We start from the raw sequence: 25,694 nt of genomic DNA, 5'->3' as shown, positions 1-25,694 counted from the left end.
GCCGCTCATGGCCACCGAGGAGGGCTTCGTAGTCTCGGCCGGCCCCCGCGACACGGTCATCGTTCACCCCGATGACGCGCCCGACCTGCAGCCCCTGCCGCAGTGGGAGAACAGCACCGGATGCTGCGGCCCGAACGGGACCGAGGGGCCCAACCGGGCCTGCCCGTGTGGGGCTCATGTTGCGACGCTCGCTGCGGACTGCTTCGGCCCATACGAACTGCACCTTGACCCGGTCCGCACATACGCCTTCGACGAGGAAGGCCGTGACAGTGCTGCTCAGTGATCACGCGAGCAGCGTCGAGCTGAATCCACTGCGCTATCAGTTCCCCGCAGCCCGAGGCGACTCCTACGACGACAACTGGCTGGTCATCGGTGGCACGGTGGTCACTCCTGACGGCAGTTGGTCCTTTGCTGATCCGTGCCTGCTGGCCGGCGAGGCCCGTCAGGTCTCCGCGTGGCTGCGGGCGGTGGCCGCCGGGACGGTCGCGGTGACCGGACCCGATGCTGAAGGCTGGCTGTCCCCGGACACATGGTTCGTCGAACCGATGCTGGCCGTAAGCCTGGCCAGCCGGGACAAACGGGGGGCGGTGATTCGGGTTCACCTCTTCCTGGAGGCGGCGCCCCCGTGGAAGCAGGGAGGCGACAGCGCGGACATCTACCAGTACTTCCTGGAGGTCCGCATGAATGAGGCGGCACTGCTTCACGAAGCCGACAAATGGGACCTTACCTTGGATTCTTTCCCGGCTCGCTGAAAGGCTGACGACTCAGCGGCACCGCGGGTGTGCGGTGTGGACGTCACGGCTTCTGACGGCTCACCATCCTTGGTCGTAGATTGCCCGCAGCCACGGCTCCCTGACGGCGGGCAGCCGCGCCAACGTGTAGCGGAACGCCTCCCGGGACGGCTGGAACGGGTACCACGGGTGCGGCGGCAGCGGATCGTCCCGTTCCACGCCTGCTGGCAGCCCGCCGACTACCGGCAACCGGGTCCGGTGGGGTGGGAAGGCGAGCTCGGCCCAGAGCGCGGCATCCACAGGGACTGGTACCGCCCCGCCGTGGGGCTGCCAGATGTCTCCGGTCTGTGGGTGGACCGGCACCAGCACCAGTTCAGCGGCTGGCTCGCCGAATCCTGGCCCCGCCAGGTCAAGCCGCTTCGCGCCTTCCCCGGCGGGTAGCAGCGCGCCGAGCGCCCGGCCGAGGAGCTCGGCAACCGGCCCGGGCGCCACCTCGACCGGCGCGCCCCCGGCGGCCACCACGACCTGGGCGAGAGCAACGCCCGCCGGGATGTCCCGGTACTCGCCCAGCCGGTGCCACAGCGCGCCGGTGGCCAGCAGCTCCGCCCAGTCCATGACCGGCCGCTCCGGCGGGCCGGGCAGCCGCACCACCGCTTGCGCGTCGAGCCGGACCACCTGCCAGCACCCGCAGTCGTCCATCCTCGTTCCGACCGGCAGATCGCAGGCCAGGCAGGCAAGGTTCGGCCCGTCTCTCCCGTTGATCCCCATGCAGTAGCCCCCGGCCCGCTCCAGGATCAGCCGGGCGCCCCGCAGGTCGCCGGGCGCGAGGAGGACGGTGCCCGACGGCCCGTCGGACAGCGCGCCGAACGGCGCGAAGCGCCCCCGCTCCGCTGCCTCGCGCGCCCCGGCCTCGTCCCACTGCCGCCATGGCGGTCCGTACGGCTCCGGGTCGACGGTGTAGGACCCGGCTTCCAGCAGTGGCGGGTGCAGCGTCTCCCAGTGTGTGTCGGCCAGGTGGATTGGCAACGCCACCTCCGACACCGCCGCGGTCAGTACCGCACCGCAGCCTGCACACCCGAACACGGCCAAGCCGTCGCCTCCCACCGCCGAAACCCCCGCATCCCACCAAGCAGGCCGACCGGCCGCAAGGGGTTTTCGGACCGCGCTTGCCGTCCCGTGCTTCGGTGTCAGCGGGTCCGGCTAGGGCCTCTCTTATGGATCATGTCGGGCGCGCGCCGCCGGAGCACGCACCTCGCTGCGTTGTCGTCGGTTGCCTATGCTCCGCATGGACTCCCTCCTCCGCCTTGCGATGCACGCACTCCAACGCCGCGCGCTGATCCGACCTGATCCATAAGAGAGGCCCTAGGCTGCGCGCCGTGATCAGCCATCCAGTACCGGCTTGCTCCTGCTGCGGTGCCCCCACGCCGGACGACAAGCGCATCGATGTGAGGTTCGGCCTTCCCGACGCGGTGTTCGGCGGTGACGAGCAGGCGCGGCGGCATCCCGAGGGCCTGCAGGCTCTGTTGCAGGCGGACGGGCACGGCTCCTTCGTCCGTTGCCTGCTGCCGGTCCGCCTCACGGACGGGATCGAGCTGGTGATCGGCACCTGGCTGCGGATCACTGACGCCGACCTTGCCCGCGCCGCGGAGGCGTGGGAGACCCCTGCCTATCGCGACCTCGTGTTCGAGGGCACCCTGGCGAACGCCACCCGCCCCTGGCAGGACCGCCGCCTCGACTCGCGGGTCACCGCCACCGTCCTGAACGAGGGCGAGATCCCATACGTGACGGCGGCGAAGAGCACGGCCGTCTCCGAAGTCCTGACCGACGAGTGGAACCGCGACTACGTCCTGAGCCGCTTCGGCCACGCGCTTCCGGTGCCCGTTCGTACCCGCGTCGACGGGCGTTGGTCCATCGAGCGCACACCCGGCCTACAGGGCCGAGTCGTCGACGGCAGCCACCGTTTCTACGGCCCGGGCCGCACGGTCTTCCTCGACGCCCTGACACGGCGCGAGCCAGACGCCGACCTTGAAGCCCAGCTCGCCGCGCTTCTCCAGGGCGCTCCGTCCGTACCGGCCGAGCAGCAGCTCACCGAACGCGAACCGGGCTGCCTGCGGCATGCGTTCTGGACGACCACCGTCCGGGAGGGCAAGGAGCAGCACACGCTCTACGGCTTTGTCGTGGTGCCTGGCGCGGCCTTGGTCACCGGCTGCGTCTTCGACGAGACCGCGGACCTGGCGTGGGCCAGGCACGTCTGGCGCTCCATCCGCGTCGAAGACGGAGAGGAAACCACCCGGTGACCCTGAACACCGAACACGCCTCCCCGGCCGACCTGAAGTTGCTCCGAGAGGAGTTCGGGGACGGCGGGCCGGAAGATGCTCTCGGCTGGGAGGCGGTCCACGCATTCGAGGGCCGCCACGGCGTCGTGCTGCCCGAGCCCTACCGGACCTTCGTCGCCGAGATCACCGACGGCACATCGCTCGGCCCCACCGACTACGACGGGATCCTCCCGATCGGCGACCTGCCCGCCGACTGGCCGGACGCCCTCGGAGAGCGCGACCTGAGTATCCCCTTCCCGCTCGCCGAACGATGGATCTGGGAGGAGGACGAGGAGGAACCCGACACGGACGCTGTCTTCCTGAACGGCTCCATCGTTCTGGGGACTGACGGATGCGGAATGAACTGGCATCTGATCGTGACCGGCGAGCACCGCGGTCACGTCTGGTTCATCTGCGGCGAGGGGGCCTCTCCCTTCGGCGCCGAATTCGGCGGCACCACGGGCCAGTCGGGCTTCGCTGGCTGGGTTCGTCACTGGGCCGAAGGCAAGCCGTGGTGCGACGTCATCGAGGACGGGTCCTGACCAACACCTTGCCCGTGCCGAGCGATTGGAGGCCAGCGAGCAGAATGCGCGAGTCAGAGCACGGACCCGGCACCTGCTCACCGTCAGGGCAGCCCGAATCCGGTTGCGGAACCTGCGTCGACTGGACATGATCGGCCGTATGACGACTTTGTTGAAGGGCAGTGCCCTTTCCAGCCGGTGACCCCCGGCGGAACGGCCTTCGAGCCGGACCAACTCGTGGACGCATGGCTTGCCGCCGCACTCGCCGACCCGAGGGGGAGCGCTTACGGTGACGCCCGCAGCGCCCTGTTCACCGCCGTGCGCGAAGAACGCAACGGCCCGGTGGCCCGTCTGCTCTTCGGCTACTTCGAGCACCCTGATGCCGAAGCCCGCTGCCGGACCCTGCAGCTTCTGACCGACATGAGCTGGGGTGCGCAACCCTGGCACGCGGCCGCGGAGCGCGCCCGATCGTGCCTCGCTGATCCGGACGGAACCGTCCGCCGCAGCGCGGCATGGCTCCTCGCGACCGCCGACCCGGAGCATGCCTTCGACATGGTCCGGGAACCGGGCTCACCCCTTGACCCGGTGGCTCGTCTCGCCCTCGTGGAGGCAATGTTCAGCTCGCACGGGGACCTCACCGGCGACGCGGCAACCACGCTCGCCGAAAGCCTGCGGACCGACCCGGACGACGCAGTCCGACTCCGCGCAGCCCTCGCAGCGGTCCGAGTTGCTCCAGAGGAGCAGTGGCCGATGTGGGAGGACCTCGCACTGTCCTGCCTGCCGTCGGCTGGAGAGCGCCTGGGAGGCCCAGGCTCCAAGCTTGCCGTTCGTCCCGGCTGGTGGTGGTCGCTCGCGCTGGTCCGGCAGGACCGCGAGGAGGCGGCCTACAACTGGGCGTCGCAGCTCCTGGTCCACCCGTCCCCGGTCGCTCGCCTGGCCGGCGTCGACATTGCCCGTGGGGCGCTACGTCGTTGGCGTGGCGCGCCCGACCGGCTCAGCCTGCCTCTGAGCGCGGCTCTCGGTGACGCCGACGCCGAGGTGCGCGGCGAGGCAGTCAGCAGTGTCTGCGCGAGTCTGGATGCCTCCCGGCTGTGCGCCGACGTTCTGGCCGCGGTGCTGGAGGACCCGGGGATTCGGACCGAGGCCGCCATGGGTCTCGGACGGGTGGGGGATCAACGCGCTGCCACTGTACTGAGCGGTCTCGTGAGAACAGGCTTCATTTCGCGCGGTTTCGTTGAGGCCGTCGAGGGCGTCATCCCGCCAAGCACCGACCCGGCGTTGTGGGTGGACGCTGTACGCGAGGCCCTTCGCGCGGCTGACCAGCACTGCCCCGAGGACCGGTGGCACACGGGCTGTCTGCTGGCCGGGGCCCTGGCCGCAGCCGTGAGTCTGGGGCCGGCAGCCGCGCCACTGGTTCCCGACCTCGTGGCACTGGTGGACACGTCGGCGCCTTCGCCGCAGACGTGCCGCGTGTGGGTCCGCCGCCGGGCCCTTGACGTCCTCGCGGCTCTGGGACCAGCGGCTTCCTCCGCCGGACCGGCGCTGCTCCGCTGCCTGGAGCGAGAAGACCTGGCCGACACGTGCGCGGCCGTGCTCCTCTCGGTGACCGGAGAACGCACCCACGCCGAAAGCCGGCTCGATCAGCTCCCGGACACCGTCCGGGCAATGCGCCGCGTCCTGCCGCTCATGGAGTGCCTCCACGCGCACGGCGGACTCACACCCCGGCACGCGGAGCGGCTGAGCCGGATGGCGGAGGACCCAAGGCGTCTCCATCCACGCGCGATGCGCCTGCTCTGGAACGTGCAGGGCCCGAGTGTCGCGCCCCTGCTCCTGGAGGTCGTACCGGACTACGTCACCGACGACGTCTTCGGCCTGGATGCCTGTGATCTGCTCGCCGACATGAGTCCGTTCGCTCAACAGGCGGTTCCCGCGCTCGAAGCGCTGGCGTACCGTCGCACACGGATCGGGGTGAACACGGGCGATGAGGACGAGGAACTCCGGAGAGACGAGCGCCTTGCCCGCGCCGCGAGGTCGGCGCTGGAGCGGTTGTCTCCTGCGCAGAGCGCCGGTCAGTGCTGACCGATGCCCTGTCCGTCCAGATAGTCGATCAACGCGGCTTCCTTCCGGAGCAGCCGGTCTCGGTCATCGGCAGGCAGCGATTCAAGGGCGTCGACCAGGGCCCGCTTGCGGGGAAAGTAGACCATGTTGCCCGAGTAGATCTGGCATCCAGAGCACCAGACGAACCCGATGCAGCGCCCGAAGCTGGAGGACCCGGGAGAATGGAAGCGGTACTGGTAGGAGCGGACAGGCTCGTGGCATACAGTGCAGATCCAGCGGTCACCGTCGCGGACAGACCAGCCGTGGCCTGTCTTACGCCAGGACTTCCGTCCGGATGGTGGTCTTCAAGTCGCCATGCGGCCATTCTGCACGGCGGCGTTGCCGAGGGACACTCAATTGCTTGGCGTCGGCCGTCGGCGCGAGCCGCGATCGACCGAGCCTGAAGCGGCTCACTTCGACGTTACTGCTTCGAGCTGTCGGTCGGACCGAGTGTCCGCTGGATGACGAGCTCGGAGCGGGTGAGCTCCAGGAGCCGCCCCATCCAGTTGCGACCGCGGTGGTCCGGGACGTCGCGCCAGAACGGGTAATCAGCGGGTCCGGGGTTCGAGTCCCTGGCGGCGCACCACCAAGGTGGTATCTGACCTGCGGCTTCATGATTGATCATGGAGCCGCAGGTCTTTTTGTGCCCGTGGCGGGAGCGGGGTGGGAGCACGGGCTCGGGTCGGATGTGAACGGCTCGCATGAGTTCGCCCTGCCGGGCCCCGCGCCGGGAGAAGGCCGACCAGTGCCGCGTGAGCGTTTTGGCGGGCCTGCGCGACCGAGGCCGCAGGCCAGCCTTTCTGGAGCAAGCGGCCTCGCATCCAGCGCTGATGCTGGGTCAGGTGAGGCCCCGGATGATCTTCTGGGTGATGGCCTGCAGGTCCTCGTCGTTGCTGATGTTGGAGAATCGGCCGCCGCGCCGGGGGAGGGCCAGTTGGGAGCGGAGCAGGGGCAGGGCGGGTCGGGCAGCGGTGCCCATGCGGGCGAGGCAGGCCACGGCGCATGGGACGCGGACCCACTCATATTCGTGCGTCAGGAGGGAGCGCAGGCGCGGTAGCGCTGCTGCGGCCGGAGCGCCGATCTGGCCCAAGACCTCGGTCGCGTCCGAGATGCGGAAGGTGATGGTGTCGTCCAGCAGGTCAAGGAGGAGCGGCATGATTTCCTCGTGGTCGCGGCCGACGGCCCAGAGGGCGGCGACGGCGGCGGGCCGGACGTGGGCGTCCGTGGAGCCGGTCAGGGCGCGGATCTCGGCGAGGGCCGGTGCCGCCGCCGGACCGAAGGCGCGCAGGGTCTCCAATGCCGAGCAGGCGATGCCCCACTGCGCGATGCCCACCGCTGTGGTGAGCGTGTCGTGGACTACCGGCAGCGCGGCCGGATCTCCGAGTGAGGCGAGGGCGACCAGCGTGATCAGTGACGTGTGGTCACCGCGCCAGGCCCGCATCAGGTCCCCGCTCATGCGCAGGGCGTCCAGCCGCGCGCCGGGGTCGGGGTCGCGCACCTGTGCTGCCAGCAGCGCCGTGCGCGGGTGCACCCTGTGCGCCAGGGCCTGGTGGAAGGTGTGCAGCAGGTCGGTGGTGGGGGAGTGGACGCGCCCGTGTCCTTTAAGGTCCTCGAACGCGGCGAGGATGTGCGGCGGTACGGCGTTCGCCTTTGACTTTGGGGTCTTCTTGCGTGGCAGGTCCGCCCACGCGGAGGCCGGGACGTGGACCTGTGCGAGCTCGCTGAGCAGCTCGATCGCGGTGGGAACGACGTCGAGAGCGATCCGGTCCGGAGCACACCGGGCGCGCTGGACCACGGCGGCGAGCCGGGTCTCGGGCGCGACCGACGGGTCCGAGGCAAGCTCGGTAAACCACGCCATCGCCTCGTCCGATGCTGCCGGTAGACGCAGGGTCAGCTCGGCCATCGCCCAAACGAGTGCGGCTGACGCCGACACAGGGCAAGCTCGTCATGGCGGCCGTCAGTAACAGCGGAAACACGGGAAACCCGGTGAACTACCCGGCCGCTTACCCGGCGGCGCCCCTGCGCTGATCAGGTTGTTGTGATTGGCTGCCGGTCTCTAGCCCTGTCTTGGCTCCGCGGTCTGGACCGTGCGTACCGCTGACTCCTTCGAGCAAGCGGTTCGTGTGGCTCTTGATGTCGGAGGCGACACGGGCACCGTTGCTCGCGTTACCGATCGTCGGGGAGCAGGCGGAAGCCGTGTTTCCCGGTCAGCGGCATGAGGGCGCGGAAGTCACGGCGGTCCAGAGTGAGGATGGACTCGGTGTCGAACTGTTCGGCGAGGACGACGTTGACGGCGTCGGTCAGGTCCAGCCGCAGGCCCGCGTATCGGTCCTGCACTTTGCGGGCCTTGCGTAGGGTGTCGGCGGACAGGCCGGGAATGGCCACCCGGCCCGTCTGTTCCTGGCTGAGCAGCCAGTCGCTGACCGAGAGGGCGGCCTGGCGGCTGACGTTGCGCGTGGTGATGTGCTCGATCTCCAGGAGAACGAGTGGGGAGACCACGGTGAGGGCGGCTTCGCGCAGGGCGGCCCGAGCAGCCTCGTGTTCGGGGTCGGCGACGTTCAGCGCTGCGACCAGGCCGGAGGTGTCGCCGATGACGATCACTTCTGGTCCGGCACTGCGTCGGACACGGTCTCGTGGATTTCCTCGGCGCTCACGGGGTGGCCGAAGTCGAGACGGGGGATGTCCCAGTCCTCGTCCCAGCGCTGGGTGCGGAGTGCGGCGAGGTGGAAGGCCTCGCGGAAGTACTCCGATTCGGGGCGGCCTTCACGCTCTGCTGCCGCTTTGATCAGCGCGAGATCCTGTTCGTCCACCATGACGGTGGTCTTCTTCAGTGCCATAGGGTTATGGTACCTCCACCATATGCATGGCGGCTGGGCCCGGCTTCGAAGCGGTCAGACGGCTCGTCGCCGCGCCGCTCTGTTCCACGCCCACGGCGTGTGGATGCCTGAGCTGTCTGCAGCCCTCGGTGTGCCGAGGTCGAGGAGACTTGGTTGGCACCGGTTGTGGTCGGCCAACGCAGTTGGACGGATCGTCCTCCCAGAGCACCCGGCGAATCCCGGACGACCCGTGCGGCTGGCCGTTGATTGACGTGCCGTCATGGAACGCCACCGAAAGGCCTGCGCACATGCCCAACATCAGCGCGGCGACCTGTGGGGGCCGTTGTCAGGAGCGGCCGCTGGGGTGACGCCCGTTCATCACCGGTTGGGCTCTGCATCCGGAGTTTCGCCATGGCGTGGACGAGGAGCTGTGCGGCGCCGGGGACTTGTCGGGGTGGGTCGTCGGCGTGTGCGTCGACGGTCCGGGTGGCCAGGCAACGGGCGTCGCCCCCTTCCGTAGCTGCTCATCCACGCCGCCACGGATCGTGTCTCGATGCCCGTCGCACTGTCCGCGCTGGCGGAACTAGCTCATTCGAGCCTTCGCGGACCCGGCCGCGCCGCCCAGGACGGGCTCGCTGCCGTGGCCGGGGGGCTTCGGCGCGTCGGACTTCGCGCCGGGGTGGCGATCCCCGGCACGGTGTCCTCGGAGGCGGCGGGAGCAGTCTGGGTGGATGCCGCACCCCACTTGCTCGTCGGCCTCGAACTGCATCAGGAGGTCCGCACCTCCGCAGGCGCCTGAGCCGCGCGGCCGGACGAGCGCGGACGAGCGCAGACGGAGGAGTGCGGCTCTCGGTGCCCGCCGGTCAGGCCGGGATGCGGATGACGGTCTTGCCGCGGGCGCCGCCGCGCTCGACCTTCTGCAGGGCGTCGGCGGTGCCGTCCAGCGGGAAGGTGGTCTCCAGGAGCGGCTGGAGTTCGCTGGAGGCGACCAGGGAGGCGAGGCGGGTCAGCTGCTCGCCGTGGGGGCGCATCATGAAGGCGCGCGCGTCCACGTTCCACTCGGCCTTCTTGGCTTCGGCGTCGGCGATCGGGACGATCGACACCAGGGTTCCGCCGGGCTTGAGGACGCGGAAGGAGCGGTCCTGGGTGGCGCCGCCGACGGTGTCGAAGACCACGTCGATGTCGCTGAGGACCTCGTCGAACTGCTCGGTGCGGTAGTCGACGACCTGGTCGGCTCCGAGCTTCCGGACGAGGTCGACGCCGTCGCCCCCGGCGGTGGCCACGACCTCGGCGCCGAGGTGCTTGGCGAGCTGGACGGCGACCGAGCCCACGCCGCCGGCGCCGCCGTGGATGAGGATCCGGGTGCCCGGCCCGACCTGGGACTGCTCGGTGAGCGCCTGCCACGCGGTGAGGCCGACCAGGGGCAGCGAGGCCGCCTCCTCGAAGGAGAGCGTCTGCGGCTTGGCGGCGACCAGCGAGCGGTCGACGGCGACGTACTCCGCGAAGGCGCCGCCGACGCGCGGGTCGACCCGGGCGAAGACCTCGTCACCCACGGCCAGGTCGGTGACCTCGGCGCCGACGGCGGTCACGACGCCGGCCACCTCGCTGCCGATGACCAGCGGCTGGGCGAGGGGCCCGGGGCTCATGAAGCCCTTGACGATCAGGTGGTCCACCGGGTTGACGCCGGCTGCGCGGGCCTCGATCAGCACGTCGCGCGGGCCGACGGTGGGCGTGGGGACCTCGGTGACCGTCACGACGTCGCCGACCTGGCCGTACTCGTTGATGACCGCTGCCTTCATGGGGAACTCCTGGATCGTGGCTCTGCTCTGGTGTGCGGGTTGTGGTGCGGCGGCCCGGTTTCGCGCCGTTCGGCTCGGTAGTCCCAGGGACTAGTTCCGGACCGCTCGTTCCATAACGTACGCGTTCTGGAACGAGCGGTCAAGTAAATGCTGCTTTCGTCGGTCCCGTTCGCTACCGTGGAGCCATGGCCAGACCCCGCACATTCGACGAAGACGCGATCCTCGATCGCGCGATGCTGCTGTTCTGGCGCAAGGGCTACGAGGCGACGGCCATGAGCGACCTGGTCGAGGAGCTGGGCCTCGGGCGCGGCTCGATCTACGCCGCGTTCGGCGACAAGCACCAGCTGTTCGTGCGCGCGCTCTCCCGGTACCTGGGCCACCAGGACGCGCTGCTGGCCACGGCCTTCGACGCCGACGGTCCGGCCCTCGCCCAGCTGCGGGACGTTCTCGACCGCCTCCTCGCCGCCGACGCGGCCTGCGGCAATGCCGGATGCTTCAGCGTGAACAGCATCGCCGAGCTGCTTCCCCATGACGGGGAGGTCGCCCGGCTCGCGCAGCGCAGCCTGCGCGTCGCGGAGGAGGCCTTCGCCCGCCAGCTCGAGCGGGCCGCGCAGGAGGGAGAGCTCTCTGCGACGATCACCCCTGAGGCGGGCGCGCGGCTGCTGCTCACCTTGGTCCAGGGCATCCAGATCGTGCGCAAGGTCGACCCCGACCCCGCCCGCACCGCCGCCGGGCTCGACTCCGCCTTCGCCCTGCTGTCCGGGGACGCGTCGAAGCAGCCCGCCGCCTTGGCGCCCGCCCCCGCGTAGGGCTCAGGGTCGCCCGGCCCGTTCCAGGTTCGGGCGGGCGTCAGTCGCCGTGCCGCGCCGCGGACTCGTTCTCCTGGGCCATCCTGCGCAGCGCCAGCAGGGCCGGCTCCAGCAGGACCGTCAGCAGGAGGGCCCGCTCGGCCTGCTCGACCGAGTCGTCGGTGTCCTCCAGTTGGTCGAGATCGAGTACGGCGGTCTGCCGGGCGAGCTCCGCGTACGGGAGCAGGGTGCGCCAGCTGTAGTCGGCGCCGAGGGAGCGCAGCGACTCCAGGGTCTCCGCGATGACGCGCCGGGCGGGGGCGTGCGCGGAGACCTGCCAACCCATCTGTTCCACCAGGGCGTTCACCTCGGAGCTGCCGAGCCCGCCCTGGGGCTCCTCCTCCCTGTTCACCGGCCTGGCGCCGAGGACGAGACCGAGCACCTGGTGCAGGTCTCCCTCGTGTTCGGAAACCGCGGTCAGCACCTCCCTGGTGGCGTTGACCGTCAGCCCGCGTACGCCGATCAGGGCCCGGATCAGCCGCAGTCGGCGCAGATGCACCTCGCTGTACTCGGCCTGGGTGGCGGCCGTGGCGCGCCCAGGGGGCAGCAACCCCTCGCGGAGGTAGAACTTGATGGTCGCGCCCGGAACCCCGCTGCGGCGGCTCAACTCGGAGATTCGCACTTCGTCCCGTCCTTGACAGGCAACTGGATACCCGTACTGTCTAATATAGATACTGCTACTCACCAATTATGAAGGCGGGGGCCCGCGGTGCCGACTCTTCCCTGGACGATTCCGAACCCGGCCACACCCGACACCCAGGCGTTCGTCATGGCGTCGCGCTTCGAGGTGCGGTCCGCCAAGGACGTGCCGCGCTTCTTCCTGAAGTCGCTCTCGGCGTGGCGTCAGGTGCGCACCGCTCCGGGCGCGTTGGGTGCGTCCCTGATCGCCCGGCCGCTTCGGCGGACCTTCTGCACGCTCTCCGCCTGGGAGGGGCGCGACGCTCTCTACGCCTACGCCAGGACGGAGCCGCACCGCAACATCATGAACGGCCTGCGCTCCACCATGCGGCACTCGACGTTCGCCTTCTGGGAGGCGCCGGTGGAGGAGTTGCCGATCACCTGGGCGGACGCCGAGAGGCGACTCGCCGAGCAGGCCCGACTCGACGCCGCCAAGGGCGACTAGACACCGCGACCTCCCCAGGGTCCGCTGGACGGCGCACCCTGGGGAGGTCGGAGGCGTCGGCTCAGGAGAACCAGCGGCGGGGGTGGCGCGTGAGCGTGAAGCCGATCACGGCGGCGAGGCTTGCGGCGATCGCGCCGCCGCCCGTCCACCACCAGCGGGCGTTGCCGCCGGAGAAGAGTCCGGAGAAGGGTCCGGAGGACGATCCGGCGGCGGCCGGGGCCGCCGAGGCGGACGAGCTCTGTGCCGGGTCGCCGTCCGTGGCCGTGGCTGCGGGCGTGGCGCTCGCGCTCGGGCCGGCGGTCGGCAGGGAGAGCGGTGTGGAGAGCGAACCGTCGCCGGGCGAGTCGGAGCCCGCCGGTACGGCCAGGCTCAGCTGGGCACTGACCGGCAGCCCGAGGTCCTGCTCCGGGAGGTCGCCGACCGTGAGCCGGACGTAGTACGTGCCCGGCAGCGGGTCGTTCGACCACGTCTCGGCCGAGCTGCGGACGGTCGGCAGGGTGCAGCTGAGCTGCACCGAGCCGGAGCCGGGGTCGGCCTGCGCCTGCGGGGAGCCGCTGACGCAGGGTTGCGCGCGGCGCAGCCCGTCGTAGAGGTCGAGCCGCCAGCTCTCCGCACCCTGCTGCGGTGTGCCGGACGGCAGTTGGACCGTCGCCGTGACGTTCGGCTGCCGGCCCGCCTGGGCCTGGAAGGACCAGTAGAAGTAGTCGCCCACCGCGCCGGACGCCTGGCCCGTCTGGCCGGGCGCGAGCGCTCCCGCCGTACGGAACGAGGTGCCGGCCGTGGCGGAACCGGTGCTCGCCGAGGGCGACGGGGAGGCGGACGGTGCGTCCGCGTGCGCGGCGCCCCCGAGCAGGGGGACCGTGGCGAAGGGGACCGCGAGCAGGATCGTCGTCCCTGCCGCGCGCAGAAGTCGGGGCATGGTCACGGAGCCCTCCACACGGCCACGCGCCAGCGCGCGAGCCAGCCGAAGATCAGCCCGCTGACGAGGCCGATCAGTGCGAGCAACCCGACCAGCGCCCAACCGGAGCCGAGCCACAGCGCGCCGCCGCCCGTCGCGGACGCGCCAGGGACGACGTCGATGCTGAGCTCCACGGGGAAGCCGGGCTGGTTGCCCGTGCCGACCGCGGTCACGCTGAGGGCGTTCGCGACGGAGAGGCAGATCATCCCGTCCGTCGGGCCGCCGTCCGTCCCGTTCGTCGGGCCGCCCGTCGTGCCGTCGCCGGCACCTGCGGACGGGGCGGTGTCCGTCGGGGTCGACGTCGGGGAGTCGGCCGAGGTGTCGGCGGACGATGCGGCCGTCGCGGACGACGTGGTCGCGTCCGCGACCGGGGCCTGGGCGCGCAACCCGGTGGAGACGACGTCGTTGCGTCCGCTCGAGGCCCCGGCGCCGCGGGCCAGTTCCCGGCCGTCGCCGGTGGTGGCGAGCATGGTGATGTCGTAGTGCGGCGCGACCGCGCGGTCGATGGATATCGACGCCGAGGCGCGCAGCTCCTGGCCGGCGGGCACGGCCACGCGGTACCAGTTCTCCTGCTGCGGGTTCTGCCGGTCGGTCCAGACACCGGGCGTCAGCACCGGGGCCGTCGCGCACGAGGAGGTGCCCGTCGTGGGCGCCGGCGGAGCGGCGGTCTGTGTCGTGCCCGACTCGACGAGCTGGGTGAGCCGGTGGCTGAGCTGGCCCTCGGTCCGGACCTCGGTATAGGTGCCGCCCGTGGCCTGGGCGATGCAGCTCAGCTGTCGGCGGACCTTGTCGTCCTCGGTGAGGCCGAGGGTGTCCACGGTCAGATGCGTGCCGTCGGCGGCGAGGGCGCGGGCCACGTCGCAGGGGTCGGGCGGCGCGCAGTCGTCCTCGCCGTCGGTGACCAGGACGATGTGGCGGCTGGAACTGTCGACGCCCAGGTCCTTGGCGGCGGCGCGCAGCGCCAGGCCGATCGGGGTCCAGCCGAGCGGACGCAGCGTCGCGACGTCGGTCTTCATCTCGACCCGGTTCAGCGGGCCGATGGGCACCGCCAGCTGCGTGTCCTTGCAGCCGAGGGCCTTGTCGTTGCCGGGGTAGGTCGCGCCGATGGTGCGCAGGCCGACCTGGTCCTGGTCGGGCAGCGCGTCGACGACGTCGTCGAGCGCGTGCTGCGCGGCCGAAATGCGGCTCATGCCGCCGATGTCGGCCGTGCGCATCGAGCCGCTGACGTCGAGGACGAGCTCGACCTTGGGCGGGGGTTGGGCGGTGGTGTCGGTGCTGTCCGCGCGGGCGGTCGTGGGGAGACCGCCCAGCAGGGCCAGTGCGGCGAGCCAGGCTGCTGTCCCGGCTGCCGCCCTTCGGAGGATGATCACCGCCCGATCGTACTGATCTTCGAGCGAGCTTGATCACGACCGGTGGTCGGGCCAACTGCTGCGCCCGCAGCCGCATTCACGCTTGCCCTCACGGCCGCCGCCCCGGCCGCATTCGCTGACGCGGCGCCAGCGTGCGGGCCGCACGGACGGGGTGGGCATTCGTCGCTAATACAAGCAATTGGGTTGAATCGGACAAAAAGGCCACGCCTTGCCCTGACGGCCAGTCGGTTCTGTGGTGGTTCTATGACCCGGCTCACTTGTGTGCGAGGTCACAGCGCAGACGAAGCCGCGCCGAAAATGCGCTGCCACCAGGCATCTTGCGTGGACTGTCACGAAATGGAGTCCGCTGTCCGTCCGCGGGACGGGTGGGTGGAGGTTGCGCCGGTCCGGGCTCGTCGCGCAGGCTCCACGGCATCGGGTCACCCATTCCGCTCCTGTCCGCGGTCGGCCCGGAACGTCGGGGGGGACACGAAAGGTTCTCCCACGCCATGCGCAATCAAGCGAAACACCGCATCCGTCCGGCCAACCGAATGAGGATGCTGACCGCCACCGGGCTGGCCGTGGCCACAGTGACCGCGGTTGCTGTCGGCGGCGCCAGCGCAGCGACGTCGCACACGACGAACAGGGTCGTCGTCGACTCCCTGTCCCTTACCCCGTCCTCGCCCACGACGAGCACGTCCGTGACCGCCACGGCCAAGCTGCACGCGACGCGCACCCTCCAGGTGCAGGCGCTCGCGGTCGGCGTCCGGTCCGCGAGCGGGGCCCACTTCGACTTCAAGGCGTCCGGCCCCACCACGCTGAGCAGCTCCGAGACCGTGTTGACCCCGGCGAGCCGCACCTTCGCGGCCGGTGCGTACAGCTACTTCGTGGAGTACGAGAGCGGCAACACCTGGCACCGGCTCGCTCCGACCGGCTCCTTCACCTCCAACGGCAGCACCGTCACGCCGACCTCCCCGGCGACCCCCGCCACGAGCGCCACCCCGTCGTCCTCCCCGTCGGGTGCGCCGACGACGCCCGCCGCCACGAGCACGCCTTCGGCCTCCGCCTCTGCCTCCGCTTCGGCCTCTGCCTCGACGCCGGTTTCCCCGTCGGCGACCGCGACCACGATCCCCAGCCAGATCCCGACCACGACTCCGGCCACGACGCCGGCGTCGACCTCGACGTCGTCCGCGGCGGGCCCCGCCCCGGTCGGCATCGCGGGCTCCTGGCACGAGGTGTTCGCCGACGAGTTCAACGGAAGCAGCCTCGACACCTCCAAGTGGACGCCGAACTGGCTCGGCTGCGGTACCTGCACCACCCCGCCGGTCAACAGCGCCGAGCAGGACGCGTACGCGCCCTCTCAGGTCACCGAGAGCGGCGGCTCGCTCCACCTGACCCTGGCCCAGCAGTCCACCACCGTGAACGGCAAGACGTACCCGTACAAGTCCGGTCTGGTCGAGTCCAGCGGCAAGGCGCAGTTCACCTACGGCGCCTTCGAGGCCCGCATCTACCTGCCGGCCGGCGGCGGCGGCGTCGCCAACTGGCCCGCCTTCTGGACGGACGGCCAGAGCTGGCCGACCGACGGTGAGATGGACGTGATGGAGGGCCTGAGCGGCGATGCCTGCTACCACTTCCACTCCCCGTCCGGCGGCCCCGGCGGCTGTGCGTCCGGCGACTACAGCGGGTGGCACACCTACGGCGCCGACTGGGAGCCCGGCTCCGTCACCTACTACTACGACGGCAAGGAGGTCGGCAAGATCACTACCGGCATCACCTCCGCGCCGCAGTACCTGATCCTGAACAACGGCCTCTACTCCTCCGACGCCCAGCCCGTGGCGCCGTCGGACATGCAGGTCGACTACGTGCGCGTCTGGCAGCACTGACCCCGAGAGGGGACGGACGGGCGCGGCCCCCGGGGACTCTCCCCGGGGGCCGCGCCCGTCCGCTTTCCTGCTTCGGGGCTTCGGGGCTTCGGGGCTTCGGCGCTCGGGCTTCGGCGCTACCGCGCTCAGGCGGATGCGCGGAGTTCGAGCGTGCAGCACTTGACGCTGCCGCCGCCCTTGAACAGCTCCGAGAGGTCGATCGGGTGCGGCGTGAAGCCGTGTTCGCGCAGACGCCCGGCCAGCGCGTGGGCCGACTGGGCTAGGAAGACGTTGCGGCCGTCGCTCAGGGCGTTGAGGCCGAAGGCCTCGGCGTCGTCCGGGGTGGCCAGGATGGCGTCGGGGAAGAGGCGTTCGAGGGTGGCGCGGCTCTCGTCGGAGAATGCGCCGGGGTTGTACATGATCTCGTCCCCGTCGAGCACGGCCAGAGCGGTGTCGAGGTGGTAGAAGCGCGGGTCGACGAGCTCCAGGCTGATCACGGGGCGGCCGAAGTACTTCTCGGCCTCGCGGTGTCCTTCGGCGGTGCTGCGGAAACCGTGGCCGGCCAGGATGTAGGAGCGCGTGGTCAGCAGGTCGCCCTCGCCCTCGTTCAGGTGGCTGGGCTCCAGGGTGTCCGTGAAGCCGTGGTCCCGGAACCAGTTCAGGTAGGCGGCCCCCTCCGCCGCCCGCTCCTCGTTGCGGAAGCGGGCGCCGAGGACCTTGCCGTCCACGACGGTGGCGCCGTTGGCGGCGTAGACCATGTCCGGGAGGCCGGGGAGCGGGTCGATCAGCTCGACGGTGTGGCCGGCCTCCACCAGGGCGCTGTGGAGTCGCTCCCACTGGGAGACGGCGAGTCCGGTGTCCACCGGCTCGGCCGGGTCCATCCACGGGTTGATCGCGTAGGTGACCTCGAAGAAGTCGGGGCGGCACATCAGGTAGCGGCGGGGCCGGGGGGTGCGGGAGACGACGGACACGGTGGGACTCCGGGTTTCGGGTTGCGGGGACGACCGGTGACGGCAGGGGTGTGGAGCGAGGGCTCAGATCAGGCCGTGGCGCAGGCCGTGGGCGACCGCGTGGGCGCGGTTCCTGGCCTGGAGTCGGGACATCAGGTCGTAGATCGTGTTCTTGACGGTGTGTTCGGAACAGCTCAGCGTCCGGGCGATCACCGCGTTGCCGTGGCCCTCGGCCATCAGGTCGAGCACCGCTGTCTGGCGGGACGTCAGAACCGGTCTGCTCGTGGCGTGCTGCCGCATGTGCGACGGTTCGAGCGTGCGCGCGGTGACGGCGGAGCCGTCCTCGCCGGGCCCGTTGGCCAGGAGCTGGGTCAGCGCCGAGTACGGCATGCGGACGGCCCCGCAGGGCGATCGGTGGGAGGTCGGGTTCACAGCATCCCCGCTCGGAGTGCGTAGGCGACGGCGTGGGCGCGGTTGCGCAGCCGGAATCTCTGGGTGATGTCGTGCAGCACGGTGGTGACCGTGCGCGGCGAGTAGGCCAGGTGGGTGGCGATCTCGCTGGTCTCGTGGCCTTCGGCGACCATCTGCAGCACGGCGCGCTCGCGGTCCGAGAGTCCTGACACGACGCCGGTGCGGTCGTCCCGCGCGTGCGGGGAGGCGTCCGCGGAGCGGCCGAGGACCTGGTCGAACAGGTCGGGCGAGAGGGTGCAGTCCCCGTGGGCCGCGGCGAGAACCGCTTCGCCGAGGCGCGCCGGGTCCGCCTCACGGCGCAGCAGCAGCGCACGGGCGCCGGCCGCGAGGGCGTGGAGCGCGTCGGCGGCGGCGAGCTCCCCGGCGACCAGCACGACGGCGGGTCGGGCGGCCGTCTCCCGGGCCGCGCGCAGCAGCTCCAGTTCGGCGTGACCGAAGCGGTCGACCGTCAGCACGACGACGGCGGGTGCGAGGGAGGCGGTGTCCTGGACGGCGGGGTCCTGGGCGGACGGACCGTCAGCGGCGGCCGTGGGGACGGTCCTCAACTGCGCGTTGAGGCCCAGGGCGCTGAGCGTTCCCGCTTCGAGCACCGGGTCGAGGGCGACGACGCGGACGGGTACGGGTTCTGCCATGGGGTCCTCCAGGCTGATGGACCGACGTGCGGACGGACGGGTTTCGCGCCCGGCGCACGCTCGGACGTCGATGGCCGGGAGCCGGCGGTTGGTGGTGCCGGGCACGACACCCAGCCTGCGGCCCGGGCGGACGACGGGCATCCGTGTCCACCCCCCACCTTTGCGACGGGCCCGCGGGGCGGGGGCGGGAAGCAGGGGTCACGCCCTCATCCGGACCACTTCTTCGCAGGTGGGGGGTATGGGGGAACCGGTCGGACAGTGGGGGGCGGGTCGGTGTCCCCGGACGGCTGCGCGGCCTTCCGCGCTCGTCGGCCCGTTCTGGGAAGGCTCGGCAGATCCGCAGTTCAGTGGGGGTGGGCGGAGGTGCGGCCGCCGCCCATGGGGAGCCGACCCCCACCCGCTCGAGGACTGCTTGAGAATATGGGGGCCGGACCCCCATGTGGGGGCCGCGCGGCTCTGCGACGTTGTTCCTGTGACCGAACGCACCGCATTCCTCGAATCCCGGATCGCCGGCCTGCCGCAGTGGTGGTGGGCACGGGGCCTGACCCTCTGTGAGCGGCTCGCCGCTCCGGGCGCCCCGACGGTGGACCGGACCGCGCGCCTTCGCCTGGACGCGCTGCGGACCGTCCCGTGGGCCTCCGCCCACACGGACGGGCTCGCCGCCCGGCTGGCCGCGCTCGGTCTGGGGGACGAGCTGGCGCGGGCGCTCGGTGAGGAGCAGCCGGAGCGCCTGGCGGCGCGGACCGCCAAGCCCCGCTGGGCGGAGACGGTCGAGCGCGCCCTCGAGGCGGCGCCGGAGTGGCCCGAGCGGCGCGACGGCGTCGCCGACGCGGACGGCGCCGAGGTCTTCGTGCCCGCCCTGCGGTCGCTGATCGCCTGCGCCTGGGCCGGGGTCGAGGAGCAGGCCGCGCTGACGGCCGAGGAGTGCGACGTCGTGCGGGTCGCGTTCGAGCAGCGCCTCGGCGCGCAGCTCGCCCGCCTCGCGGCACGCACCCTGGTGACGGAGCTGCACCGGGCGCGGCGCGCCGGTGAGTTGGACGGGGCGACCTCCCGGGAGCGCTTCGCGGCCTTCACGGCCGAGCTCGGCACCGGCGCGGGCCTGGCTCGCCTGTTCGCCGGCTACCCGGTCCTGGCCCGGCTGCTGGGGCAGACCTGCCTCGACGCGGCCGACGCCGTGGCCGAACTGACGGCCCGTCTGCACCGTGACCGCAAGGACCTCGTCGCCGACCTGTTCGACGGCGTCGACCCGGGCCCGCTGACCCACCTCGACCTCGGGCGCGGCGACGCGCACCAGGGCGACCGCAGCGTGGCCGTGCTCACCTTTGCCGACGGCCGCCGCGCGGTCTGCAAGCCGCGTCCGCTCGAGCAGCACGCGCTGCTGGACGAGCTGGTCGGCTGGCTGGACGGCAAGGTCCCCGGCCTCGGCCTGCGCACCCCCCGCACGCTGCGACGCCCCGGCTACGGCTGGCTGGAGTTCGTCGAGCACCGCTGGTGCGCCACCACCGCCGAGGCCGACCGCTTCTACCGTCGGCAGGGCGCGCTGCTGGCCCTGCTCTACGCGGTCGACGGCGCGGACATGCACTACGAGAACCTCATCGCCTGCGGCGACCAGCCCGTACTGGTGGACGCCGAGACGCTGCTGCACGGCGGCCTGCCCCAGGCCACGACCGTCGGCCAGGACCCGGCCGCCGAGGCGCTGCGGGCCTCGGTCCAGCGGACCTCCCTGCTGCCGACGCTGCTGATCGGCGACCGGGGCGCGCTGGACATCTCGGCGCTGGGCCGGGTCGACTCCGGCGCCTACCCGAGCGCCTGCCTGCGCTGGGAGCACGCCGGGACCGACGTAATGCGGGCCGTGCGCGGCGGAGCCGACAGTCCGGCGGCGCAGAACCAGCCGCTGCCGCAGGGCCTCGCCGCCGCCTCGGCCGACCACCGTGCCGCGCTGCTCGCCGGGTTCCGCCTCGGCTACGACGCCGTCGCCGCTCACCGAGACGAACTGCTTGACGAAGACGGCCCGTTGGCGCACTGGGCGGACGCGCCGGGACGGCTGATCGTGCGGGCGACCCGCCTCTACACGACGCTGCTGGAGGAGTCGACCCACCCGGACCTGCTGCGCGACGCGCTGGCCAGGGACGCGGTCTTCGCGGTCCTGTGGACCGAGTCGGCCCAGGACCCGGCCCGGCAGCGGCTGGTGGAGTACGAGATCGCGGACCTGTGGCGCGGCGACGTGCCGCTGTTCACCCACCGTCCCGACCGGACGGCGGTGTGGACCTCCGGCGGCGCCGGGGTCGACGCGGTCCTGCCGGTGCCGGCCCTGACCGCGGTGCACGCCAAGATCGCGGCGATGGGCGAGGTCGACCGGTACGACCAGGAGTGGGTCATCGCGGCCTCGTTGGCCGTCTCCGCCGGGACCGCGGGCTCGGGAGGACCGCGGTCCCAGCTGCTGACCCCGTCGGCCCCGGCCGTCGCACCGCCGACCAGGGGCCGGCTGCTCGCCGCCGCCTGCGGCGTCGCCGACGAGCTCGTCGCCCGCGCGGTGCACGCCGGGGGGCGTGCCAACTGGCTCGGTCTGGAGCAGGTCGTGGACGCGCACTGGGCGGTGCTGCCGATGGGCGCCGGGCTCGCCCAGGGCTACACCGGCGTGGCCCTCTTCCTCGCCCAGGCCGGGCGGCTGGTCGACGCCGACCGCTACCTCGACCTTGCCTGCGCCGTGCTGCGCCCGCTGCCCTCACTGCTGCGCGCCCTCGCACTGGACCCGGAGCTGAGCCTGGCCGCCGGGCCGGGCGCGCTCGACGGGATCGGCGGCATCGTCCACGGGCTGCTGCGGCTGCGCGAACTGCTGGGCGACCGCGCCGGGTTCGCGGACACCGCGCCGGACGACTCCCTGGAGCTGGCGCTCGTCGCGCTCACCCATGCCGTCGCCGGCCCGGCGGAGACTCCGGTCGTCGACGGGATGGCCGCCGGTCTCGCCGGGGCGCTCGCCGCAGCGGTGGCCGCCTGGCAGGCGACCGGCTCCGCGCAGGCGGCGGAGCTGGCCCGGGCCGTCGCCGACGCCCTGCTCGACCGCGTCGCCGCCCGTCCCGCCGCCGGGGCCACCGTGCCGGGCTTCGCCGAGGGCGACGCCGGGATCGGCTGGGCACTGCGGCGCTTCGCCGCGGCGCACGGTGACGCGCCCGCGGTCGCCCGGCACGCCGCCGCGGGGGCGGAGCTGCTGCGCGCAGCTCTGACGGCGGCGAAGGCGGACGCCGAGGACGCCTCCTGGCACTCCGGTCTGTCCGGTGTCGTCCTCGCCGTCGCGGACCCCAGCGACGCCCGCGACCTGGACGAGGAACTGGCCGAGGAACTGGCCGGGACCGTGGACGCCGGCGCCGGCCGGCTGCTCCCGGAGGACCAGAGCCTGGGCCGGGGAGCGCTCGGCCCGCTGGAGGCGCTCGGCGTCCTGGCCGGACGCGGCAGCCGCACCGCCCGCACCGCGCTCGACCGCCGCAGCGGCGAGCTGCTGGGCGCGGTGGAACTGCTCGGCCCGCGCTGCGGGACGCCCGACCAGGTGCCGACCCCCGGCCTGCTGAACGGCCTGGCCGGCATCGGCTACGGGCTGCTCCGCCTCGCCTGTCCCGACGACGTGCCCTCCGCGCTGCTGCCGTCACCGGCCGCGCCCTGAACCGCACCGCACCGCACCGCACTGCTGCACTGCCGCATCGCTGAACCGCACCGCTGCACCGAAGCGCATTGCTGAACGAACGCACCGCCCGCTGGACCGCACCGCCCGAACCGTGCTCCGCCACCGACCTCTGCCGCCGTGACCGCGCAGAACCCACGAAAGGGAACCCCGATGAACCAGATCTCCACCGCCGCGATCGTCGAGACCGAGCTCTCCGCCGAGGCCGTGGACGCGACGGAGCAGGACCCCGCGGGCGGCATCACGCTCTCCGGCCGCAACCGGGTCTGCGCCCGTGCCCGGGTCCTGGCCGGTCTCGTGCTGACCAGCGGCATCGTGGTCGCGCTGAGCACCATCGACACCTCGGTCTCCGCGCCGCACGCCTCCTGATCGGGAATCAGGTAAGAACTCGACATATCGCGTGAGAGTGCGGACCTGCCTGTGCAGGTCCGCACTCTTGTTTCGTCACAGGTCCTCCACAATGACCGCGCGAGGTCTGCCGTGGACGTGCACCTATCAACTACGATCAGCGATCATGCGTTCTCAGACGGCACGCGTCATCGGACGCGATACCCAACTGGGGCACCTGCGGCAGGCACTCGAGGATGCCCGCCAGGGCCGGGGCGGAGCCGTCTTCATCGTCGGCGAGGCGGGAGTTGGTAAGTCCCGGCTCGCCGCGGAGGCGGCGGGGGAGGCGTTCACCGCCGGCATGCGCGTGCTGCGCGGACGCAGCACCGCGACCGGCCCCACCGTGCCCTTCCGGCCGCTGACCGAGGCGCTGATGTCGCTCTTCCGCGGCGGCGAGCCGATCGACGACCAGGCGCTCGGCCCCTACCGGCCGGTCCTCGGCCGCCTGATACCCGAGTGGAGCGTCGGGGACCACGAGAACAGCTCCATGGTGATCCTCGGCGAGGCCGTGCTGCGCCTGCTGATCGCGGCCGGGCGTGGCCGCGGCCAGCTGCTGCTCCTGGAGGACCTGCACGAGGCCGACCCGGAGACGCTCGCCGTCGTCGAGTACCTCGTCGACAACCTCGAGTACACGCCCGTGACGCTGCTCGCGACGATCCGCACCGAGTTCAGCGACGCCCTCGACCTCGCCTCCGCCGCCCGGCGGCGCGGCACCGGCACCGTCCTGGACCTGCCGCCGCTGACCCGGCCCCAGGTCCAGGAGCTGATCGCGGTCGGCCTCGGCGTCGAGCCCGCGCAGGTGCCGCCGCCGGTCCTCGAACGCCTCTGGGACGACAGCTCCGGCAGCCCCTTCCTGGTGGAGGAGCTGCTCCAGTCGCTGGTCGGCGGAGGCGCCCTGGTGCAGGGCCTGGACGGCTGGCGGGTCGTCGGCGACCTGCGCAGCGACGTGTCCGGCTCGCTGGCCCGCGGCATCCTGCGACGGATCGACCGGCTGGGTCCGCAGGGCCTCGCCCTGCTCTCGGCGGCGGCCGTGCTCGGCCGCCGGTTCCCGCTGACCGTGCTCCAGCGGATGACCGGAGTCGACGACCGGAGCCTGCTCAGCCACCTGCACGCGGGCGTCGCCGCGCAGCTGGTGCTGCCCGACGAACCCGCACCCGACTGGTACGCCTTCCGGCACTCGCTGACCCTGGAGGCACTGTTCACCCAGCTCACCCCCGACAACCGGGCGAAGCTCGCGCACCGGGCGGCGGACGCGCTCGAGGAGCTGCACCCGAGACTCACCGGCGAGTGGTGCCCCCTGGCCGCCGAACTGCGCCTCCAGGCCGGGGAGGAGGCCGAGGCCGGCCGGCTCTACGCCGAGGCCGGACGCCGCGCCCTGGCGGACGGCGCGATCGGCTCCGCCGTCGCCCTGCTGGACCGGGCCGAGCGGCTGCTGGGCGGCCTGGACGACGCGGTCGCCCGCGCCGAGGTCCTGGAGTCGCTGCTGCCCGCCCTCGCCGAGGCCGGGGAGTTCGGGCGCGCCTTCGACCTGGCCGAGCACCTGCGTGAGCTCGGCGGCGCGGACCTCAGCCGCGCCCGGATCGCGGCGCTGCACACCCGCCTCGCCAAGGTCGCCCACACGGCCGGACGTTGGGTCGACGGCAACCGGCAGGTCGCCCTCGCCCGTGAGGCCCTCGGCCCGCGCGCGGAGGAGGCCTACGTCGCGCCCGTCGACGTGGTCGCGGCCTACCTCGCACTGGACACCCCGGGGCCGGACCGCACCCAGCTCGCCGAGAAGCTCGCCCGGTCCGCGGTGGAGGTCGCCGAGCGGCACGAACTGTCCATCGTGGCCTGCCAGGGCTGGGAGCTGCTCGCCGTCGTCGCCAGGGAACGCGACCCGGAGGAGGCCCGCGCCGTCCTGGAACGCGCCCTGGGCGCGGCCGAACGCCACCGACTGCCGCTCCAGCGCCTCTACGCGCTCACGCGCATCGGCGGCAACGGTTGGCTGGCCGAGACCGACCCCACCGGGCTGCGCACCGCCCGGGAGGAGGCGCTGCGCCTCGGCGCGGCCACCATCGTCTACACCATCGACGGCATCCTGATCCTCGACTCGGTGCTCCGCGGCGAGTTCGGCCACGCCCGCGAGGCCGCGGAGGAGTGCCTGACCGTGGTGCGCCGCCTGCGCCTGGCCCCCGCGATCCGCTACACGCTGATGGCCAAGGCCAGCGCGTCCGCGCACCTGGGCGACCGGGCGGGCATGGAGGAGGCGCTGAGCGCCTTTTCGGCCTGGGACGGCGCGGGCTCGCAGGAGGAGGTGCTGGCCGTCGGCCTCGCGCGCACGTTCTGCGCGCTGATGGAGGAGGACCGCGAGCTCGCTCTGCGCGAACTCGCCGAAGTGGCCCGGCTGGAACGCGACAACCCCAGCACCTACTACCTGAGCGGCCGGCTCGGCATCGGGGTCCTGCTGGACGTCCTCGACGGCCGCGCCGACCAGACCGCGCTGAGCGCGGCCGCGGCGACCGCCCCCGGCCGGATGCGCTGGAACCGCCAGTTCCTCGCCCTGGCCGACGCGGTCCTCCTCGGCCGCGAAGGCCGCGGGGAGGCGGCCTCCGCGGCGGTGGCCCACGCCGTCCGCGAGGCCGAGGCCTACCCCGTGGCCCAGCAGTTGGGCCTGCGCCTGGTGGCGGAGTCGGCGCACGCCGACGGCTGGGGCGAGCCGGTCGCCTGGCTGCGCGGCGCGGAGAACTTCTTCCACCAGCGCGAGGTCCCGTCCGTCGCCAACGCCTGCCGCGCCGCGCTGCGCGCCATGGGCGCGTCGGTGCACCAGCACCGCAGCGGCGCGGACCGCATCCCCGAAGGCCTTCGGGCCCAGGGGGTGACGGTCCGCGAGTACGAGGTCTTCGTGGTGCTGGCGGAGCGGCTGGGCAACAAGGACATCGCGGAGCGGCTGTACATCTCGCCGCGGACGGTGGAGAAGCACATCGCTTCGCTGATCGCGAAGACAGCCGTGGCCAACCGGGCCGCACTCTGCGCGCTGTCGGCCTCCACCCTCCAGGGGCGCGGGGAACCGCGCGAGAAACCACCCGGGGCGGATGGCCCTGCGCGCTGAGGGCCGTCCGCTCATCGGATCGGGGTACCTCCCGGCCGAAGGCTGGGGAATGTCGCGCAGTTCCTCGCGCC

The 25,694-nt window shown here is 72.3% G+C and carries 22 protein-coding genes; 10 read left to right on the top strand and 12 right to left on the bottom strand.

Annotated elements, in window-relative coordinates; all coding sequences use genetic code 11:
* Window positions 1–269: 269 nt before the first annotated feature.
* Window positions 270–752, top strand: a complete 483-nt coding sequence (locus TR49_RS09710) for a WapI family immunity protein (RefSeq protein ID WP_042379428.1) — start codon at window positions 270–272, stop codon at window positions 750–752.
* A 60-nt stretch (window positions 753–812) separates the two neighbouring features.
* Here the strand turns inward: TR49_RS09710 and TR49_RS09705 are convergent, their stop codons facing one another.
* Window positions 813–1,763 carry a hypothetical protein gene (locus tag TR49_RS09705; protein ID WP_439654092.1) on the bottom strand — a complete coding sequence of 317 codons (951 nt, stop codon included), beginning with the start codon at window positions 1,761–1,763 and terminating at the stop codon, window positions 813–815.
* Between the two features lie 344 nt (window positions 1,764–2,107).
* On the opposite strand from TR49_RS09705, the gene TR49_RS09700 reads away from it, so the two are divergent.
* The 3 genes from TR49_RS09700 (at window position 2,108) to TR49_RS42590 (ending at window position 5,646) form a co-directional block, all read left to right on the top strand.
* Window positions 2,108–3,028, top strand: a complete 921-nt coding sequence (locus tag TR49_RS09700; RefSeq protein WP_160311561.1) for a DUF2199 domain-containing protein — start codon at window positions 2,108–2,110, stop codon at window positions 3,026–3,028.
* Window positions 3,029–3,030: 2 nt separating this feature from the next.
* Window positions 3,031–3,588: an SMI1/KNR4 family protein gene (locus tag TR49_RS09695; protein ID WP_042379625.1), complete on the top strand. Its 558-nt coding sequence runs from the start codon at window positions 3,031–3,033 to the stop codon at window positions 3,586–3,588.
* Between the two features lie 216 nt (window positions 3,589–3,804).
* Window positions 3,805–5,646, top strand: a complete 1,842-nt coding sequence (locus TR49_RS42590) for a HEAT repeat domain-containing protein (protein ID WP_152627153.1) — start codon at window positions 3,805–3,807, stop codon at window positions 5,644–5,646.
* Here the strand turns inward: TR49_RS42590 and TR49_RS46350 are convergent.
* The 5 genes from TR49_RS46350 to TR49_RS09665 all read right to left on the bottom strand — a co-directional run bounded on the left by TR49_RS46350 (window position 5,637) and on the right by TR49_RS09665 (window position 10,279).
* Window positions 5,637–5,771 (bottom strand): hypothetical protein, encoded by a 135-nt coding sequence (locus tag TR49_RS46350; RefSeq protein WP_268874060.1) that lies wholly within the window; start codon window positions 5,769–5,771, stop codon window positions 5,637–5,639. The two genes, TR49_RS42590 and TR49_RS46350, sit on opposite strands and share 10 nt — an antisense overlap.
* Window positions 5,772–6,502: 731 nt before the next feature.
* Window positions 6,503–7,522, bottom strand: coding sequence for a hypothetical protein (locus TR49_RS09685; protein ID WP_042379423.1), 1,020 nt, complete (start codon window positions 7,520–7,522; stop codon window positions 6,503–6,505).
* A 308-nt stretch (window positions 7,523–7,830) separates the two neighbouring features.
* Complete coding sequence (locus tag TR49_RS09680; protein WP_042379421.1) at window positions 7,831–8,265, bottom strand: PIN domain-containing protein; 435 nt, start codon at window positions 8,263–8,265, stop codon at window positions 7,831–7,833.
* On the bottom strand, window positions 8,262–8,501 hold the full coding sequence (locus tag TR49_RS09675) for a ribbon-helix-helix protein, CopG family (protein ID WP_042379420.1): 240 nt from the start codon (window positions 8,499–8,501) through the stop codon (window positions 8,262–8,264). Before TR49_RS09675 ends, TR49_RS09680 begins: the two co-directional genes overlap by 4 nt.
* Window positions 8,502–9,343: 842 nt before the next feature.
* Window positions 9,344–10,279: an NADP-dependent oxidoreductase gene (locus TR49_RS09665; protein ID WP_042379417.1), complete on the bottom strand. Its 936-nt coding sequence runs from the start codon at window positions 10,277–10,279 to the stop codon at window positions 9,344–9,346.
* Between the two features lie 185 nt (window positions 10,280–10,464).
* On the opposite strand from TR49_RS09665, the gene TR49_RS09660 reads away from it, so the two are divergent.
* Window positions 10,465–11,088 carry a TetR/AcrR family transcriptional regulator gene (locus TR49_RS09660; RefSeq protein WP_042379416.1) on the top strand — a complete coding sequence of 208 codons (624 nt, stop codon included), beginning with the start codon at window positions 10,465–10,467 and terminating at the stop codon, window positions 11,086–11,088.
* Between the two features lie 40 nt (window positions 11,089–11,128).
* Here the strand turns inward: TR49_RS09660 and TR49_RS09655 are convergent, their stop codons facing one another.
* Window positions 11,129–11,749 (bottom strand): MerR family transcriptional regulator, encoded by a 621-nt coding sequence (locus TR49_RS09655; protein WP_042379414.1) that lies wholly within the window; start codon window positions 11,747–11,749, stop codon window positions 11,129–11,131.
* A gap of 87 nt (window positions 11,750–11,836) precedes the next feature.
* On the opposite strand from TR49_RS09655, the gene TR49_RS09650 reads away from it, so the two are divergent.
* Window positions 11,837–12,250 carry a DUF3291 domain-containing protein gene (locus TR49_RS09650; RefSeq protein ID WP_042379413.1) on the top strand — a complete coding sequence of 138 codons (414 nt, stop codon included), beginning with the start codon at window positions 11,837–11,839 and terminating at the stop codon, window positions 12,248–12,250.
* A 61-nt stretch (window positions 12,251–12,311) separates the two neighbouring features.
* On the opposite strand, the gene TR49_RS09645 is transcribed toward TR49_RS09650, so the two are convergent.
* Window positions 12,312–13,169: a hypothetical protein gene (locus tag TR49_RS09645; RefSeq protein ID WP_052434149.1), complete on the bottom strand. Its 858-nt coding sequence runs from the start codon at window positions 13,167–13,169 to the stop codon at window positions 12,312–12,314.
* A gap of 2 nt (window positions 13,170–13,171) precedes the next feature.
* Window positions 13,172–14,578 carry a VWA domain-containing protein gene (locus TR49_RS09640; RefSeq protein WP_042379412.1) on the bottom strand — a complete coding sequence of 469 codons (1,407 nt, stop codon included), beginning with the start codon at window positions 14,576–14,578 and terminating at the stop codon, window positions 13,172–13,174.
* Between the two features lie 536 nt (window positions 14,579–15,114).
* Between TR49_RS09640 and TR49_RS41300 the strand changes: the two genes are divergently transcribed.
* Window positions 15,115–16,440, top strand: a complete 1,326-nt coding sequence (locus TR49_RS41300) for a glycoside hydrolase family 16 protein (RefSeq protein ID WP_152627151.1) — start codon at window positions 15,115–15,117, stop codon at window positions 16,438–16,440.
* 125 nt (window positions 16,441–16,565) lie between these two features.
* Here the strand turns inward: TR49_RS41300 and ddaH are convergent, their stop codons facing one another.
* The 3 genes from ddaH to TR49_RS09610 all read right to left on the bottom strand — a co-directional run bounded on the left by ddaH (window position 16,566) and on the right by TR49_RS09610 (window position 18,472).
* On the bottom strand, window positions 16,566–17,390 hold the full coding sequence (gene ddaH / locus TR49_RS09620) for a dimethylargininase (RefSeq protein WP_369405302.1): 825 nt from the start codon (window positions 17,388–17,390) through the stop codon (window positions 16,566–16,568).
* A gap of 63 nt (window positions 17,391–17,453) precedes the next feature.
* On the bottom strand, window positions 17,454–17,759 hold the full coding sequence (locus TR49_RS41295; protein ID WP_084724728.1) for a response regulator transcription factor: 306 nt from the start codon (window positions 17,757–17,759) through the stop codon (window positions 17,454–17,456).
* A gap of 38 nt (window positions 17,760–17,797) precedes the next feature.
* Window positions 17,798–18,472 carry a helix-turn-helix transcriptional regulator gene (locus TR49_RS09610; RefSeq protein ID WP_042379618.1) on the bottom strand — a complete coding sequence of 225 codons (675 nt, stop codon included), beginning with the start codon at window positions 18,470–18,472 and terminating at the stop codon, window positions 17,798–17,800.
* 472 nt (window positions 18,473–18,944) lie between these two features.
* Between TR49_RS09610 and TR49_RS09605 the strand changes: the two genes are divergently transcribed.
* The 3 genes from TR49_RS09605 (at window position 18,945) to TR49_RS09595 (ending at window position 25,623) form a co-directional block, all read left to right on the top strand.
* Complete coding sequence (locus tag TR49_RS09605; protein WP_042379404.1) at window positions 18,945–22,130, top strand: type 2 lanthipeptide synthetase LanM family protein; 3,186 nt, start codon at window positions 18,945–18,947, stop codon at window positions 22,128–22,130.
* 171 nt (window positions 22,131–22,301) lie between these two features.
* Complete coding sequence (locus TR49_RS09600; RefSeq protein WP_042379402.1) at window positions 22,302–22,517, top strand: hypothetical protein; 216 nt, start codon at window positions 22,302–22,304, stop codon at window positions 22,515–22,517.
* Window positions 22,518–22,662: 145 nt separating this feature from the next.
* Window positions 22,663–25,623: a helix-turn-helix transcriptional regulator gene (locus tag TR49_RS09595; RefSeq protein ID WP_042379400.1), complete on the top strand. Its 2,961-nt coding sequence runs from the start codon at window positions 22,663–22,665 to the stop codon at window positions 25,621–25,623.
* Window positions 25,624–25,694 lie beyond the last annotated feature (71 nt).

Source organism: Streptacidiphilus melanogenes (assembly GCF_000787835.1).
Lineage (GTDB): Bacteria > Actinomycetota > Actinomycetes > Streptomycetales > Streptomycetaceae > Streptacidiphilus > Streptacidiphilus melanogenes.
The sequence above is the reverse complement of the archived record's forward strand: the minus strand, read 5'-3'. Positions and strand labels throughout refer to the sequence as shown.

Coding starts and splice junctions, on each gene's coding strand:
- TR49_RS46350 (WP_268874060.1), bottom strand. CDS start 5,771: ATGGTCTACTTTCCCCGCAAGCGGGCCCTGGTCGACGCCCTTGAATCG.
- TR49_RS09685 (WP_042379423.1), bottom strand. CDS start 7,522: ATGGCGTGGTTTACCGAGCTTGCCTCGGACCCGTCGGTCGCGCCCGAG.
- TR49_RS09675 (WP_042379420.1), bottom strand. CDS start 8,501: ATGGCACTGAAGAAGACCACCGTCATGGTGGACGAACAGGATCTCGCG.
- TR49_RS09665 (WP_042379417.1), bottom strand. CDS start 10,279: ATGAAGGCAGCGGTCATCAACGAGTACGGCCAGGTCGGCGACGTCGTG.
- TR49_RS09660 (WP_042379416.1), top strand. CDS start 10,465: ATGGCCAGACCCCGCACATTCGACGAAGACGCGATCCTCGATCGCGCG.
- TR49_RS09645 (WP_052434149.1), bottom strand. CDS start 13,169: ATGCCCCGACTTCTGCGCGCGGCAGGGACGACGATCCTGCTCGCGGTC.
- TR49_RS41300 (WP_152627151.1), top strand. CDS start 15,115: ATGCTGACCGCCACCGGGCTGGCCGTGGCCACAGTGACCGCGGTTGCT.
- TR49_RS41295 (WP_084724728.1), bottom strand. CDS start 17,759: ATGCCGTACTCGGCGCTGACCCAGCTCCTGGCCAACGGGCCCGGCGAG.
- TR49_RS09610 (WP_042379618.1), bottom strand. CDS start 18,472: ATGGCAGAACCCGTACCCGTCCGCGTCGTCGCCCTCGACCCGGTGCTC.
- TR49_RS09600 (WP_042379402.1), top strand. CDS start 22,302: ATGAACCAGATCTCCACCGCCGCGATCGTCGAGACCGAGCTCTCCGCC.
- TR49_RS09595 (WP_042379400.1), top strand. CDS start 22,663: ATGCGTTCTCAGACGGCACGCGTCATCGGACGCGATACCCAACTGGGG.